Raw genomic sequence first — 13,973 nt, 5'->3', positions numbered from 1 at the left:
GTCTGCCTGGTCAGCTTACCCGGCCATCTAGGTTTGATGCACCATGCAGCGTGTTTTGAACAATCTTCTGCATCTGGCATCTTTGATTTCTGAGTACCGGTGCTATGATCGGCTTAGCTCAACCCGGCAATCAGGGTCAGCAGTTGATCAGATCGCTCAAACCAGATTGAGTTTTTTTAAGTGATCTACAATTATGGCAAGCTATTGAGAGAACATAAGCCTGGCATATAAAAAGAATTTAGGGGTAATGATATGGATAGTGAATTTGTTTCTAATAATATAGCCAGCGTTAGCATATTGGCCGTGTGTATTGTCGCTATTATTGGATTAACTATCTATGACCGGGAAAGAGAAAAAGGAAAATTTGGCGTTATCGTACATATCTCTCAATTTATTATTTGGGTTTGTATTATTACCATACTCGGTGGCTACGCGGAAATTGCCGTTGCGACGTATAAAATCTCCTTTATCTCATCTCGTACCATCAATTTTTTCTGTACCACCCTTATTTCGGTTATTTTGCTTAGAAAACTGTTTTTGATGATCAATCGCCTGGAAAAGAATCAGATCCAAAAAGGGCGAGATATCACAACTACCCACATCATTTCCCGCATATTAAAAGCAACGATTGTTGTGATCATGATACTGCTGTATGGCGAGCATTTTGGCATGAGCGTGTCAGGGTTGGTAACCTTCGGCGGTATTGGCGGTATCGCCATCGGCATGGCCGGGAAGGACATCCTGAGTAACTTTTTCTCTGGCATCATGCTGTATTTTGATCGTCCCTTTTCAATCGGTGACTGGATACGCTCACCGGATAGAAATATCGAGGGCACGGTTGTCGAGGTGGGTTGGCGAATGACCAAGATAACCACCTTCGATCAGCGGCCATTATATGTCCCAAACTCGGTATTTTCATCGATCAGCGTTGAAAACCCGAGCAGAATGACAAATCGCCGTATCGAGACCTCTATCGGCCTGCGCTATGAAGATGCGGACAAGATAGCTGGCATCACCCAAGATATATTGGCGATGCTAAAGTCGAACGATAATATCGATAAGAGCAAAACCCTGTTGGTCAACTTTAACTTATTTGGTGATTCCTCGTTAAACATCATGGTTTACTGCTTTACCAAGACAACCGCCTGGGGTGAGTGGCTGGCGGTCCAGCAGGCGGTTTACCTAAAGATCATTGATATCGTCCATCAGCATGGGGCGGACTTTGCATTCCCGAGCAGCACGCTTTACTTCGATAACCAGCAAAACGAGATATCTGCTGGTGAGGAACAAGCGAAATAATGTACTGGCGTTGATACCTTGTTGAACGTTAGCGGGATGTCCTGCCAGACGACGCTGCTGACAAATCCCACCAATGACAGGAGCGACACATGCAGGCAGCAGACAGTCTTCAGATTGCTAATTTATGGATTTCAGACAGCAGGTACCGGGATCTCCCCCCATAAAGCCGCAACATGGCTGGCGTTTCGTCAACCCCGGCAACCTCTTCGGCTTTAACGTCAGGGGGCGCAATCATCGCCAAAACCAATACCGGTACGCTTTTTTTCATCTCATTATCCTGCCGATACCGCTATCCATTGACGACAAAATCACCTCAATCTAGCGAAAATTAACGCTGATGGCATCTTGTCTATTCGAGCAGCCTTCCTGTTGCTCTGCGGCCAAGGCACAAACTCCAGTCTTTTTAATGCGATTTAACTTATTCTCACCTGCAAAGCGCGGCATTTTCTGCCATTCTTTTGCTTATTCCCCTGAGCCTTAGCCGCGCCTTCGCAGATAGGACATATCATGGAAGTGTTAACAAAGGATGAAGTGTTATATCACCAGGGAAGTTTGCTGACTCAGGACGGCGTCATGGTCGCGTCATGGGATCTTGAGCAGCAGGAGAGCTTTTCCGGAAACTATTTTAGCCTGGCGGGCCATCGAGGTATTCGCAACGCCGCCGCTTCCCCTTTCAGCGTGGATTATGGTCACGAGCCGGTCGTGCACATCATTAATGGCATGGGCGTAACGCTGGGCGACTCCATTATTGGCCTGACCGCAATCGAGGCGCTGCGTGAGTTTAATCCCTGCCTGAAAAGTATTATTTACCGGCCAGGGCGCGCCCCCAATTATGTCGATCAGCTTTACCATCTGGCGGCAGGCGTGGTGGCGGATCTGCGTTGGTTACCCTGGAAAGCGGAACATATCCCGCAGCAAGAGCTGTGTATCGATGCCGGTAATCAGCTGTTCTGGCCAGCCTTCAGCACGTTGCCAATGATTGATTTCTTCTTGCAGGCGCTGGGCGTTGAGCCTGCCGCGATTCCCGCTGCGGCGAAAACCAACCGCTGGATGCAAAAACTGTGTCTGCCGCCATTGCCTGAGCGCTGGCAGGAGAGGCCCTACGTGCTGTTTTGCCCCACCGCCAGCACACCGTTACGCAGTATCCCGGCCGGTGCTCATGTGCCACTGGTGAATACTCTGTGGGAGAAGTTTGGCTGCCCAGTGCTGGGGTTCGGCGCGGTGGATCATCCGCATTACGTGGATATTCAACCTCTTTCCACCGCTACCGCAGATTTCCTGGCTTGGGTGAAACATGCCCGCTACGTGCTGACATCGGATACCGCGGCGGTGCATATTGCCGCAGGCTACGATGTCCCGACCACCGCCTTCTTTACCTCGATCGCTCCCAAATTACGGGTACGAGACTATCCTTTATGTCAGTCTGTGTATTTTGCCATCCCCGAGCTGGATAACCTGCAGGCCAGCGCAAGAAAACTTGACCTGGAACGGGTCGAACTAGCCTTTACTACCCTGAAGCTAAACGAATTGCCGTGGGCGTGATCCACGGTCTGGAGAACTTCCGATGCTGTTGACCGCAATGAGAAATACCATTTTTGCCCTGCTGGCTTTGGCGATCACCCAAACCAGTGCACTCAGCTTTACCCTGGAAATCGGCGGCAAGATTAAAAACACCACCGACGCCGAGAACAAGACCTACGTCTTTAGCGATAAGGAATTGTTTGCCATGCCGGTTCACAGCATCACCACCACCACATCCTGGACGCCCAGGGTAAAATTCGATGGCGTTTTGCTGGGCGATATTCTGGCGAGAGCCGGTGCCGAAGGCACCATGATGACGCTGTACGCGCTTAACGATTATTCTATTGATGTGCCCATCTCGGACGTGGCTAAATACAATATGATCCTGGCCTATAAAATGGGCGGGGAGATGTTAAAGGTGCGCGATTTCGGGCCGCTGTTTCTGATTTATCCCCGCGATGCCGGGGGTGCGGAGCTCAATTCTCCGCTGTATAACTCGCGCTTTATCTGGCAGATCAACAGGATAGTAATTAAATGAAGTCAGTCCGCTTCAAAGACAGCGGCAGATTGGCTATTCCAGCCATTTTTGCCGCGTTGTTTCTGCTCGCCTCGACGGTGACGCTGTATTATTACAGCGCTACCCTGTCGAAAAAAGGGCTGTATGCCGTTGCCGGTACCCAGGAGAACTATTCCTGGTCGATCGCCAAGTTCGCCATCAAGCTGGCGGAATTTGAAACTCTGGTGGAACAGCAAAAAAGTGCCAATCAGGTGGATATCGATAACCTGCGGCTGCGGTTCGATATTCTCTATTCACGCTATTCGGTGCTAGCCCGTCCGTCAGAATCAACCTTGCCGCTGTATCACGAACCTGGTTATCCCGAGCTGGTTGAACAGATGCGCCTTGAAATCACCCAGTTGGATCAGTTGGTCAACAGCCCTCAGGTGGATCTGGGGCTGATTTCGCAAGCCATGCAACAAATCAAACCCTCTGCCATCATGATGGCCAACCTGGCGGACCACGCTGAGGTGAAGCAGCGCACCGGGGCCTACGAAGATTTTATCGAGAAAAGGCACATCATCTTTTATGGCCTGGTGATCATCATGTTCTCGGTGATCGCGCTGATTGCCATCACGCTGATTGTCATTCGCCAGCAGCGCCAAACCATCAGCCAGCAGTCGAAGGCCATCCGGGCGGAACAAAAGGCTATCCGCACCAAAAACGCCTTCCTTGGCGCTATTGGTCATGAACTGCGCACCTCGTTGCAAAGCATTATGTCCGCCATCGATGTGCTGACCAATACGCGCGTCTCCCATGAGCACAAAGATACCTTCCACCGGCTGGAAACCGCCGCCGAGCAGATAGAAAGCCAGATGAAGGATCTTACCGATTATGCTCGCCTGGACAGCGGCATGATGGAGCTGCGCATCGTTCCCTTTAATGCCCAGCAGGTGATTGACGAAACCACGGATGAAATCGCCATGCTGACCCATAAACCTGGGATCAAACTGGTGCGCGAAGTGGAGTTTACCCATGCGCTGGTCTATTCCGACCCACAGCGGCTACGGCAAATCGTGGTTAACCTGCTGACCAACGCCTTTAAATATACCGAAAGCGGTACCATCACGCTGCACAGTTGTCTGCGCAGTCAACCGGCGGGTAGCTCGTTGATCATCGAGGTGACGGATACCGGTATCGGAATCGACAATGCGCTGCTGCCGCAGATATTTGAACCGTTTACCCAGCTCGATCAGTCAAACACCCGTCAGTACAGCGGGGTTGGCATGGGGTTGGCGATCGTTCACGGCCTGGTTGAATTGCTCGACGGTACCATCACGGTGTACAGCGAAGTGGGGGAAGGCAGCACCTTTATCGTTAGCATTCCCGTTGAGATCGGTGAGGAACCTTTGCCGTCTCAAGCCCCACGCGTTGAGACGACAAGGTTGAAAAAAGAGCAGCAAATCCTGGTGGTAGACGACAACCCTGCCGCAGGGATGGCCTTTATTGCCCTGCTCGACAAGTTGGGCTATCAACATGAGCTGTGTGACTCGTCGGAACGTGCGTTACAAAAGCTGTTGCGGCGGCCTTACGATGCCTTGCTGCTCGATCTGCAAATGCCCGGCATCGATGGTGTGACGGTAGCACAACAGTTGCGTGAGCAGCGCGGCCCGAACCGTAATATCCCGATTATCGGCATCAGCGCCTACACGCCTGAACTGCTGCCCAGCGAGCAACGCGCCATGTTTGACGATTATCTGATGAAACCGGTGCGTATGGAGGTGCTGTCCACCTCACTGACGTCGCTGTTTGTCGCTACAGATTAAAGCACCGTTGCAGTGCGGCTTCGATAACATGGAGCCGCACTGGCTTTTCGTACGGGCCGAGTACGTCATGATCACGCATCGCTCTGGCAATCTCTGACTCTCGCTGATCGGTGCCCAACTGGCCGGTCAGTACCAGGATCGGCGCATCCGCGTGATCGGAAGTACGAATGGTTTCGATACAACTCTGCGCCGTCTCCTGGCCGATCAACCAATCCAACACGTAGCCATCGAATGGGTTCTTACTCAGCGCCTGACAGAAACTACCGACGTCATAGAAGGCCACGGCGTTAAATCCTTGGCTATTGAGATACTTGGTCAACTCATCGGCTGCCTGGTGGGCATCGTCCAATACCGCGATGCTCAGGCGGTCGTCTTCGATATGACCCGGACGGATCTCGATCAATTCGACAGCAAAACGCTTGCCCAGCGGGGCGTCGACGGCGCGATAAACCGACCACTGTCCATCCAGTTGCAAGCCAACATACTCAACCAGCTTGCCACCCATCAGTTCGCAGCCAATGTGTGCCACACAAGGTAACGCCACGCCCGCCAGTAAAAAGATGGCATCCTGTGCCATAGTGGTGCTAACCGGTTCACTGTCGGGGAGAATATCGACGATGGCCGCAGGCGTTTCTCCCAAGGCCAGTGCCACGCTGTTGATTTGTTCCAGCGTCCATGGACTCTGGCCTTTCAGCTTGCGATGGGCATGAGAGAAACTCAGATCCAGAATACGGCTGAGCTCCTTGGCATGTTGTCGCTTGCCGATCCCATGTTGCAAAAAGAGTTCCCTGACTTTGCCTGCAATCGACTGCGAATCGAATTTTTGATGATTGTTATGCATTTTATCCTTCGATATTTTTCGCTGATTTTTCAGTCGCTTTGACACCTACCCCGTACAAAAACGTTATCGAAATCTCGCATACTATACAATCTTAGCCTAATAGCTGGCTTGACATACCATCTTTTATAGTCAAACATGGTATCAGAAGTGATAAATTATAAAAATAATAGTAAAACGTTAAGCCAGTAATGACCATAACGACACCAGGGAAATTTTAAGCCGGCCCAACACCTGATCATCGGTAGTTGCAAGCTGAGCAAGTTTAACCGCAGAGTTAATGGCTTCACCCCTCGTTAAGCCGGAGCCCGTAAGGGTTCCGGCTTTTTATTTGGCACTCATTCCCCGGTGCGGGCATCTTCTTCGGCCTGACGAATAATGGCTTTGGCCATCCACTGGGTCACATCCTGGATGTCATTCAACTCTAAGCCCCAAATGTCTTTCAGTACCAGAAAGACTTCGGAGCCATAGATCAACGAGAAAGCGTGGATCACGCGTTGCAGAGCCGGCGCAGGCAGCTTGTCCTGCAAGGGTTCCACCGCCAGCTTCAACAATCGCTTGCGGTTGCCTCGCACAAACTTTTCGCCCGGCGTCGCATTGGCCCATTGCTGGAGCGAGAGCTGTAGCGCCGCACGCAGCGCCCCTTCATGCCGTTCCATCTGCGGATAGGCAAACGCCAACAGCTGATGAATACGCTTAAGCGCATCGTTATCCTGTGGCTGCCATTCAAGGATCGGCCCCAGGCTTTGCGCCACAACGGCGGAAATCAGGGCACTTTGGGTAGGAAAATAGCGATAAGCGGTCGCACGGGAGACCTGCGCATGCACCGCCAACTCGGTAATCGAAGGGAAAATGCCGCCATCGTAAAGTTCCATCGCACTAGCCAGCAGCAAGCTGCGGGTCTTGGCCCGGGTATGTGTCAAAGATTCATCCCGCGGAGCGGGAAATGCGGATATTGGCACGTTTTCCTCGAACTTCTTCGTACCTTCCAGCCCTGGAATCAATACGATAGCCAACCTCACCGACAGATCCTGGCCCATCGGCAGCGTTAAAAATCACTGCTAAGATAGCCAAAAACGGGACACAAGTCTCACTTTAAGCAAATTAATACTTGCAAAATTGATACGGCAGTCTCATTATGGCCAAGAAATAAACGATAGTCGTTGATTGTCCGACACCAGGGTTCCCAACCTAAAACAATAATTAGCTTTAGAATCAATTTGTTCAGACGTTTGTCTGAACCTTTTCCAGGAACAGATGATGAGCAGCACCCCGAGTTTTGTCTATATTGCTACCACAGCAGATACTAAAGGACAAGAACTGGAATATGTCCGTCATCTGATCGTCAGTCTCGCTTTACCCGCCATCACCCTCGATCTCTCCACTTCCGGTCAGCCTGCTACATATCGCGCCGACGTTGCTGCGCAAGAGATCGCGGGTTACCACCCGGAAGGTGAACAGGCCGTTTTCTGTGCCAACCGTGGGCAGGCGATTGCGGCCATGGCCATCGCGTTTGAGCGCTTCATACTCTCACGCCGTGACGTAGCTGCACTGCTCGGTTTAGGCGGGTCTGGTGGCACCGCGATCATCACACCCGCCATGCAACAGTTGCCCATCGGCCTGCCGAAACTGATGGTATCAAGTATGGCCGCAGGTGATGTTGCAGGCTATGTCGGCTCGAGCGATATCGCCATGCTCTATTCCGTCACCGATATCGCCGGATTAAACCGCATTTCACGCAAGGTGTTGAGCAACGCGGCCAACCAGATCGCCGGGGCCATCCGCTTTCATATCGATGATGACGCCGACAGTAAACCCGCCACTGGCCTGACCATGTTTGGCGTTACCACGCCTTGTATCAAGGCCGTGACCAGCGCCATTGAGTCCGACTGGGATTGCCTGGTCTTTCACGCTACCGGCAGCGGCGGGCAGGCCATGGAAAAGCTGATTGACAGCCGTTTGCTCAACGCCGTATTGGATCTGACCACTACCGAGGTGTGTGACTATCTGTTTGATGGCGTGTTGGCCTGCAACGAAGATCGCTTTGGGGCGATTGCCCGCACCGAGATCCCAAGCGTGATGTCGTGCGGAGGTTTGGATATGATCAACTTCGGTCACCCGAAAACCATTCCGGCCCGCTATGCTAATCGCCAGTTTTATAGCCACAACAGCCAGGTGACGTTAATGCGCACCACGGCGCAGGAGAATACCCAGTTAGGGCGCTGGATTGGCGGCAAACTGAATGCCTGTGCCGGGGAGGTCTGCTTTGTGGTACCGCTGGGCGGTTTTTCGGCCCTGGATGCGCCAGGACAGCCCTTTTGGGATCCACAAGCGCTGAGCGCCTTTGTCCACTCTCTGGAACGTACGCTGATACAGACTGAAAAACGCCGGCTGCTCAAAGTGCCCTATCATATCAACGATCCCCGGTTCGCCGCGGTTATTATCGAACAATTTAATGCTATTGCCGCGACGGCTAAATAAGCGGTCTCAGAATATAAAAATGCCGGGCAATTAGCCCGGCATTTTTTATTATGCTAACGATGTTAATTATTCAGCAGCAGGCTGTTGATTACGCATTTTTTCCATATGCTCCATCATTTTCTGCTCGCGTTTCTGATAATTCTCATTGTATTGTTTTTTCTGCTCTGGCGTTAGCAGGTTATACATTTTGTTTTCCGCTTTGGCGCGTTCCAGCATATGTTCGGACTGTGCTTTGCTGATCGCATCGATCTGTGCTTTGGCCTTGGCCTCATCGAAGCTGTCTGAAGCGACCATGCTGTGCAGTGCCTGGCGCTCGTCTTTGGCACCCGGGCCGCGTTTTTGATGCGACTCTTTCATGATATCGCGCATCTGCTGGCGCTGTTCTTTGGTCAGGTTGAGTCCGGCAAACGGGCCTTCTCTGCCTGGGCCTTTATGGTGCATCATTTTCGCCGGTGCTGCGGTAGTGGCCGATGCGGTCGCCGGGGTGGCGGTTGCGTCGGCAGCAAAAGCGGCGGAGGCAGAACCCAGGGCTAAAGTTGAAGCGACAAATAAAGCAGTCAGTTTACGCATGATCATTTCCTTAAAAGTTATTCTTCATCAGGAGCGCTGTACGTTAACAGGCTCACTATCTCGTCGTCGGAAATAATAGTATGCGCCTGAATATATAGTAATGAGAGGGAGTGTAAATTTTTTAAAATCAAAAATGGCAATATCCACCAATTATGAATAAATTATGGAGAAGGCGTCTGATAATTGGAAGGTTACATTGCCCAAGCGTAATTATCAGTGTGACTTTTGTCCAGCTCCGGTTGTGAAATAATTTAGCCCCCCTAGCCGCAACCATGACTTAACGAGGCTAAAAACTGATTTTCGCGCAGTACGCGGTTCTCTTTTACACTCTATACAGACGTCGTTCACGCGATCCCCATCGTCTTTCAAGCTGCAGCGTAGGGTCCGGCAGTCTAATTTGAGGAATGATCATGTTCGCAGACCTAGGCCCAATGCTCCTTACCACCCACTTTGGCACCAGCAGCCCTTACTGGCATCTGGCGTTTGACAGCAACGCTCTGGAGTTGACGGCCATCAAAGGCAAAACCCACCTTGCCGTGGCGCTGGACGAAATGCAGGCGGCGAAAATCCGTCGTCTGAGCGGGGTCACCGCCAGCCTGGATCTGACCATTCCACTCAGCGGCCAGCCCATCCATCTGCATTTGGTCGGCCGCCGGGTCAATAAATTTGAGTGGGCAGGCACGGCCTCTGCCTATACGGATACCGAGGCCGTGGCGCGTGATTTGGTACACGGCCTGTCGTTTGCCGAACAGGTGGTGTCGGAGGCCAATTCCGTCATCGTCATCGTTGACCAGCACGGACGCGTCCAGCGTTTTAACCGCCTGTGCGAAGAGTACACCGGCCTGCAGGAACAGGACGTGATTGGCAAAAACGTCTTCAAGCTGTTTATGAGCCCCGAAGAGGCGGCGGCATCACGGCGCAATATTGCCCAATTCTTTCGTAACGGTGCCTCGTACGAAGTCGAGCGCTGGATCAAAACGGTCAAAGGCGAGCGGTTATTCCTGTTCCGCAACAAGTTCGTCCACAGCGGCAGCGGTAAAAAAGAGTTGTTTCTGATCTGTTCCGGCACGGATATCACCGAAGAGCGGCGTGCTCAGGAACGCCTGCGGCTACTGGCCAATACCGATACCATCACCGGTCTGCCCAACCGCAATGCCATCCAGGAAGATATCAACCGGGCGATTAGCGAACGCGGGGACAGCCACGTCGGACTGGTCTATCTCGATCTGGATAACTTTAAAAAAGTGAACGACGCCTATGGCCATATGTTTGGCGATCGCTTGTTGATCGAGGTATCACGCACCATTCTCAGTTGTCTGGATCACGGGGAAAAGCTAGCCCGTCTGGGGGGCGATGAATTTCTGGTGCTGGTCACCCAGGCCGATCGGATCATGCTGCAAGAGCTGGCGCAGCGCATTATCGAACGCCTGCAAACGCCCTTTCGTATCGGCCTGATCGAGGTCTACACCGGCTGTTCGATCGGCATTGCGCTGTGCCCGCAGCATGGTCACGATCTGGACAGCCTGATCCGCAGCGCCGATACCGCCATGTACGTCGCCAAGGAGCATGGCAAACGCACCTTTATCGTCTTCTCGCCGGAAATGAACCGCCGCGTTGCCGAATATATGTGGCTGGACACCAACCTGCGCAAGGGGCTGGAGCAGGAGCAACTGGTGGTGTATTACCAACCCAAGATAGCTGCGCTTAACGGCGCCGTCCACAGCGTAGAGGCTTTAGTGCGCTGGGATTCACCGGAGCGCGGGCTGATCCCGCCGCTACAGTTTATCTCCTATGCCGAAGAATCCGGGCTGATTGCTCCACTTGGCCGCTGGGTGCTGCAAACCGCCGCTAAACAGGCAGCCATTTGGCAACGGCAGGGGCTGAACTTACGCGTCGCGATTAACCTTTCCGCCAGGCAGTTGATTGATGACAGCGTGGTTAACGATCTGGCTGAGGTGCTGCGGGAAAATCAGCTTTATCCCTGCATGCTGGACTTTGAGCTGACCGAGAGTTGCCTGATAGAAGATGAAAACCGCGCACGTGAGGTGATCGCCCGGCTACGGGCCTTGGGCGCCCAGGTTCATCTGGATGATTTTGGTACCGGCTACTCCTCTCTGGCGCAGCTGGCACGTATCCCGCTGGACGCCATCAAGCTGGATCAAAGCTTTGTGCGCGGCGTCAATCTGGCCCCGGTCTCACAATCACTGATACGCGCCATCGTCGCGGTCGCCGCAGCGCTACAGTTCAAGGTGATTGCCGAAGGGGTCGAGACGGACAGTGAGGATCGCTTCCTGGACTGCGTAGGGGTCGATGAGAAACAGGGATTCCTGTTCGCCCGGCCAATGCTGCCCGAGCAGTTGGAAAACTGGCTGCAAACCTATAGCCCGCAATCACGCAGTGATGCGGGCGGGAATTAACGCTTAGCTGGCACGGCGCTGGTTAACCGTATGCCGATCCTGCAACATTACCAGCCGCTCAATATACAGACGATCCTTCTCCTCGATGGTAAAGGCCGAGTGTACCCAATCCTCGGTAATATCCATCAGCTCGGAACGGGTCAACTGCAATACCCGCTGCCGCGCACGCAACATGGCACGCATCCCGTTCAGTTTGGGCCTGATGGTATCAATGAAGGTGCGCGTCGCCATATAGGCGTCACCCGGTTGAAACAGCCGATCCACCAGCCCGTAGCTTTCGAACCATTCGGCGGTGTGAGACTCTCCGCTCCAGATCAGCTCTTCTGCCAAACGCATTCCTGCCTTGCGGGCCACCAATGAGTAACCCCCCATACCGGGAAACAGGTTGAAAGCAATTTCCGGGAATCCCATCCGCGCGTTGTTCTGTGCCAACACAAAATGGTGCGCCAATGCCGCCTCAAAACCGCCCCCTAACGCGCTACCCTCCACCATGGCGATGCTAATGGCCCCAGTATCAAAACCTCGTGCCGCCGCATGTACACAGTCGATACAGGCCCGGGCATAGGCCATCATCGCCTCACGTTTGCGGTTTTTGATCGCTTCGGCAAAAAAGCTCAGATCCCCGCCGACGTTAAACATGTTTTGCACCAGCGATCCGGTAACCCAAAAATCGAACTGTAACGTCGACTCTTTTGCCGCCTGCGCCAGCGTCATGATGTCTTCGATCAGCGCCTGATTGAAACAAGGGCGCGGCTCTGCACGCAGCAGCATCCACATGATGTGGCGATCTTCCTCGTAATAGGCGGAAAGTTGCGACAGGTTGCCCGCTTCGGTGAATGGGCGGCAGGTGGGATGATTGAATAATTTCATAAGACCTTCCATTTTATCTATTGATTCAGGTGGTAACCGTTCCAGCCCCTACGGCTGCAGTAGGCGCATGCCCGGTGAAAAAGCGCGCGCCATAAGATGAGTAAAAGCCTTCCTGGCGCTCAGATAGATAAAAATTGCGGGAAACGGCTGAAAATCAGACGTGTGGTGAAAGGGACAAAATCGCACGATCGCATTGCCCGCAGGAGGTAGAGGCCATCATCAGAATTAACCCAATCTCACCCATAACGGCCAAATCGCAGGCATATTTGGCTATAATCAAGCACATGCCCATTGTTTATCTGAAGGATACCGTGACGTAATGCATAACAAAGCCGCTCCAGAGCAGCCTGAGGCCATTGAGAAACCGACGATCGCCATCAAAACCGGCAACCACAAACTGGATGAAGGCCTTTCAGGGTTCGCTCGCCTGATAGAGCGCGTTAAAGCCTGGCCCAGCGTCGCTCACCTGCTGCGAGCCACCGAACGCTTCAACGACCGCCTTGGCAGCCAGTTTGGCGCCGCCATTACCTACTTCTCGTTTCTCTCATTGATCCCGATCCTGATGGTGTCGTTTGCCGCCGTGGGCTTTGTGCTGGCGTCCAACCCGGATCTGCTGGCCGAACTGATCAATAAGATCGTCAACAGCATCAGCGATCCTACGCTGGCCAGCACCTTGAAAAATACGGTGAATACCGCCATCCAGCAGCGCACTACCGTGGGTCTGACCGGTCTGGCACTGGCGCTGTATTCCGGCATCAGCTGGATGGGTAACCTGCGTGAAGCGATCCGCGCCCAGTCCCGTGACGTTTGGGAGCGCAATCCGCAGGATCAGGAGAAAATCTATTTCCGCTACACCCGCGATTTCATTTCATTAACCGGTCTGGTGGTGGCGCTGATCGTCACGCTGTCGTTAACTTCGATTGCGGGGTCTGCCCAGGCGGCCATCGTGCATGCGCTGGGGCTGGATGACATTGAATGGCTGCGGCCGGCGATGACGCTGATCGCACTGTCGATTTCCATCTTTGCCAACTACCTGCTGTTTCTGTGGATCTTCTGGATGTTGCCGCGCCATAAGCCGAAAAAGAAGGCACTGCTGCGCGGCACGCTAATCGCGGCAATTGGCTTTGAAGCGATCAAGTTTGTGATGACCATGACGCTGCCGCAGGTCGCCAAATCGCCTTCCGGTGCCGCCTTTGGTTCGGTGATCGGACTGATGGCGTTCTTCTACTTCTTTGCCCGCCTGACGCTGTTTTGCGCCGCCTGGATCGCCACGGCACAGTACAAAGAAGATAAAACCCTGCCACAGGGCAAATGAATCTTCGCCACAAGCATGGCATTCATGCCAGTCGCAAGGTTGCGACTGGCTTTTTATTTCAAAAACAAGGCTTAAAAGCAGTTAATAACTCTAAAAACATCATACCCAACCGGCAAAAACCAGCATAACAATCTTTCGCATAACTTTTCTTTACGCCTTTTCCAGTCATTTTCTCTGCATAATGCTGACTTCACCACGTTTACGACCAAAGAACATGAATGGGTTAAAACATTAGTCTTTTTAACAGTTTATTTGCCGGATAGTACAAAGACTCCCCGTTGAAAAGCCATTTTGCTATGACTAAGATGAATTTTTCCCTAGTCAAAATATAAGAAATAAC

12 protein-coding genes are annotated in these 13,973 nt (G+C 52.6%); 7 read left to right on the top strand and 5 right to left on the bottom strand.

What is annotated here, in order from left to right; translation table 11 throughout:
• The first annotated feature begins 252 nt into the window (after window positions 1-252).
• Window positions 253-1,299 carry a mechanosensitive ion channel family protein gene (locus tag ACRDCA_RS03845; protein WP_438688364.1) on the top strand — a complete coding sequence of 349 codons (1,047 nt, stop codon included), beginning with the start codon at window positions 253-255 and terminating at the stop codon, window positions 1,297-1,299.
• A gap of 109 nt (window positions 1,300-1,408) precedes the next feature.
• On the opposite strand, the gene ACRDCA_RS03840 is transcribed toward ACRDCA_RS03845, so the two are convergent.
• Complete coding sequence (locus ACRDCA_RS03840) at window positions 1,409-1,567, bottom strand: hypothetical protein (protein WP_438688363.1); 159 nt, start codon at window positions 1,565-1,567, stop codon at window positions 1,409-1,411.
• A gap of 239 nt (window positions 1,568-1,806) precedes the next feature.
• On the opposite strand from ACRDCA_RS03840, the gene ACRDCA_RS03835 reads away from it, so the two are divergent.
• From ACRDCA_RS03835 to ACRDCA_RS03825, 3 genes are read left to right on the top strand one after another with little or no spacing between them, the layout of a single operon-like run.
• Entirely contained in the window at window positions 1,807-2,841 is a 1,035-nt protein-coding gene (locus ACRDCA_RS03835) for a glycosyltransferase family 9 protein (protein ID WP_438688362.1), read from the top strand.
• Window positions 2,842-2,863: 22 nt separating this feature from the next.
• Window positions 2,864-3,358: a molybdopterin-dependent oxidoreductase gene (locus ACRDCA_RS03830; protein ID WP_438688361.1), complete on the top strand. Its 495-nt coding sequence runs from the start codon at window positions 2,864-2,866 to the stop codon at window positions 3,356-3,358.
• Window positions 3,355-5,142 (top strand): ATP-binding response regulator, encoded by a 1,788-nt coding sequence (locus ACRDCA_RS03825; RefSeq protein WP_438688360.1) that lies wholly within the window; start codon window positions 3,355-3,357, stop codon window positions 5,140-5,142. Before ACRDCA_RS03830 ends, ACRDCA_RS03825 begins: the two co-directional genes overlap by 4 nt.
• Here the strand turns inward: ACRDCA_RS03825 and ACRDCA_RS03820 are convergent.
• Both ACRDCA_RS03820 and ACRDCA_RS03815 read right to left on the bottom strand, forming a co-directional pair.
• A complete protein-coding gene (locus tag ACRDCA_RS03820) occupies window positions 5,132-5,983 on the bottom strand; it encodes a helix-turn-helix domain-containing protein (RefSeq protein ID WP_438688359.1) in 852 nt (283 codons plus the stop codon). The two genes, ACRDCA_RS03825 and ACRDCA_RS03820, sit on opposite strands and share 11 nt — an antisense overlap.
• Before the next feature lie 335 nt (window positions 5,984-6,318).
• A complete protein-coding gene (locus tag ACRDCA_RS03815) occupies window positions 6,319-6,855 on the bottom strand; it encodes a TetR/AcrR family transcriptional regulator (RefSeq protein ID WP_438688494.1) in 537 nt (178 codons plus the stop codon).
• 385 nt (window positions 6,856-7,240) lie between these two features.
• On the opposite strand from ACRDCA_RS03815, the gene ACRDCA_RS03810 reads away from it, so the two are divergent.
• Window positions 7,241-8,461, top strand: coding sequence for a Tm-1-like ATP-binding domain-containing protein (locus tag ACRDCA_RS03810; RefSeq protein ID WP_438688493.1), 1,221 nt, complete (start codon window positions 7,241-7,243; stop codon window positions 8,459-8,461).
• A 66-nt stretch (window positions 8,462-8,527) separates the two neighbouring features.
• On the opposite strand, the gene spy is transcribed toward ACRDCA_RS03810, so the two are convergent.
• Complete coding sequence (spy, locus tag ACRDCA_RS03805) at window positions 8,528-9,031, bottom strand: ATP-independent periplasmic protein-refolding chaperone Spy (protein ID WP_438688358.1); 504 nt, start codon at window positions 9,029-9,031, stop codon at window positions 8,528-8,530.
• Between the two features lie 410 nt (window positions 9,032-9,441).
• Between spy and pdeR the strand changes: the two genes are divergently transcribed.
• Window positions 9,442-11,448, top strand: a complete 2,007-nt coding sequence (gene pdeR / locus ACRDCA_RS03800; RefSeq protein ID WP_438688357.1) for a cyclic di-GMP phosphodiesterase — start codon at window positions 9,442-9,444, stop codon at window positions 11,446-11,448.
• Window positions 11,449-11,451: 3 nt separating this feature from the next.
• On the opposite strand, the gene ACRDCA_RS03795 is transcribed toward pdeR, so the two are convergent.
• Complete coding sequence (locus tag ACRDCA_RS03795) at window positions 11,452-12,318, bottom strand: crotonase/enoyl-CoA hydratase family protein (protein WP_438688356.1); 867 nt, start codon at window positions 12,316-12,318, stop codon at window positions 11,452-11,454.
• Window positions 12,319-12,637: 319 nt separating this feature from the next.
• Here ACRDCA_RS03795 and yhjD point away from each other — a divergent pair, with 319 nt between their 5' ends.
• Window positions 12,638-13,633 carry an inner membrane protein YhjD gene (gene yhjD / locus ACRDCA_RS03790; RefSeq protein ID WP_438688355.1) on the top strand — a complete coding sequence of 332 codons (996 nt, stop codon included), beginning with the start codon at window positions 12,638-12,640 and terminating at the stop codon, window positions 13,631-13,633.
• The last annotated feature ends 340 nt before the right edge of the window (window positions 13,634-13,973 follow it).

It is taken from the genome of Serratia sp. (in: enterobacteria) (assembly GCF_051654945.1).
In the GTDB taxonomy this organism is placed as follows: Bacteria; Pseudomonadota; Gammaproteobacteria; order Enterobacterales; family Enterobacteriaceae; genus Chania.
This window is presented reverse-complemented; position numbering and strand designations above follow the sequence as displayed.

Bases quoted from the DNA above. Each gene is read 5' to 3' on its own strand.
- ACRDCA_RS03845 (WP_438688364.1), top strand. From the start codon at position 253: ATGGATAGTGAATTTGTTTCTAATAATATAGCCAGCGTTAGCATATTG.
- ACRDCA_RS03840 (WP_438688363.1), bottom strand. From the start codon at position 1,567: ATGAAAAAAAGCGTACCGGTATTGGTTTTGGCGATGATTGCGCCCCCT.
- ACRDCA_RS03835 (WP_438688362.1), top strand. From the start codon at position 1,807: ATGGAAGTGTTAACAAAGGATGAAGTGTTATATCACCAGGGAAGTTTG.
- ACRDCA_RS03830 (WP_438688361.1), top strand. From the start codon at position 2,864: ATGCTGTTGACCGCAATGAGAAATACCATTTTTGCCCTGCTGGCTTTG.
- ACRDCA_RS03825 (WP_438688360.1), top strand. From the start codon at position 3,355: ATGAAGTCAGTCCGCTTCAAAGACAGCGGCAGATTGGCTATTCCAGCC.
- ACRDCA_RS03820 (WP_438688359.1), bottom strand. From the start codon at position 5,983: ATGCATAACAATCATCAAAAATTCGATTCGCAGTCGATTGCAGGCAAA.
- ACRDCA_RS03815 (WP_438688494.1), bottom strand. From the start codon at position 6,855: ATGGAACTTTACGATGGCGGCATTTTCCCTTCGATTACCGAGTTGGCG.
- ACRDCA_RS03810 (WP_438688493.1), top strand. From the start codon at position 7,241: ATGAGCAGCACCCCGAGTTTTGTCTATATTGCTACCACAGCAGATACT.
- spy (WP_438688358.1), bottom strand. From the start codon at position 9,031: ATGCGTAAACTGACTGCTTTATTTGTCGCTTCAACTTTAGCCCTGGGT.
- pdeR (WP_438688357.1), top strand. From the start codon at position 9,442: ATGTTCGCAGACCTAGGCCCAATGCTCCTTACCACCCACTTTGGCACC.
- ACRDCA_RS03795 (WP_438688356.1), bottom strand. From the start codon at position 12,318: ATGAAATTATTCAATCATCCCACCTGCCGCCCATTCACCGAAGCGGGC.
- yhjD (WP_438688355.1), top strand. From the start codon at position 12,638: ATGCATAACAAAGCCGCTCCAGAGCAGCCTGAGGCCATTGAGAAACCG.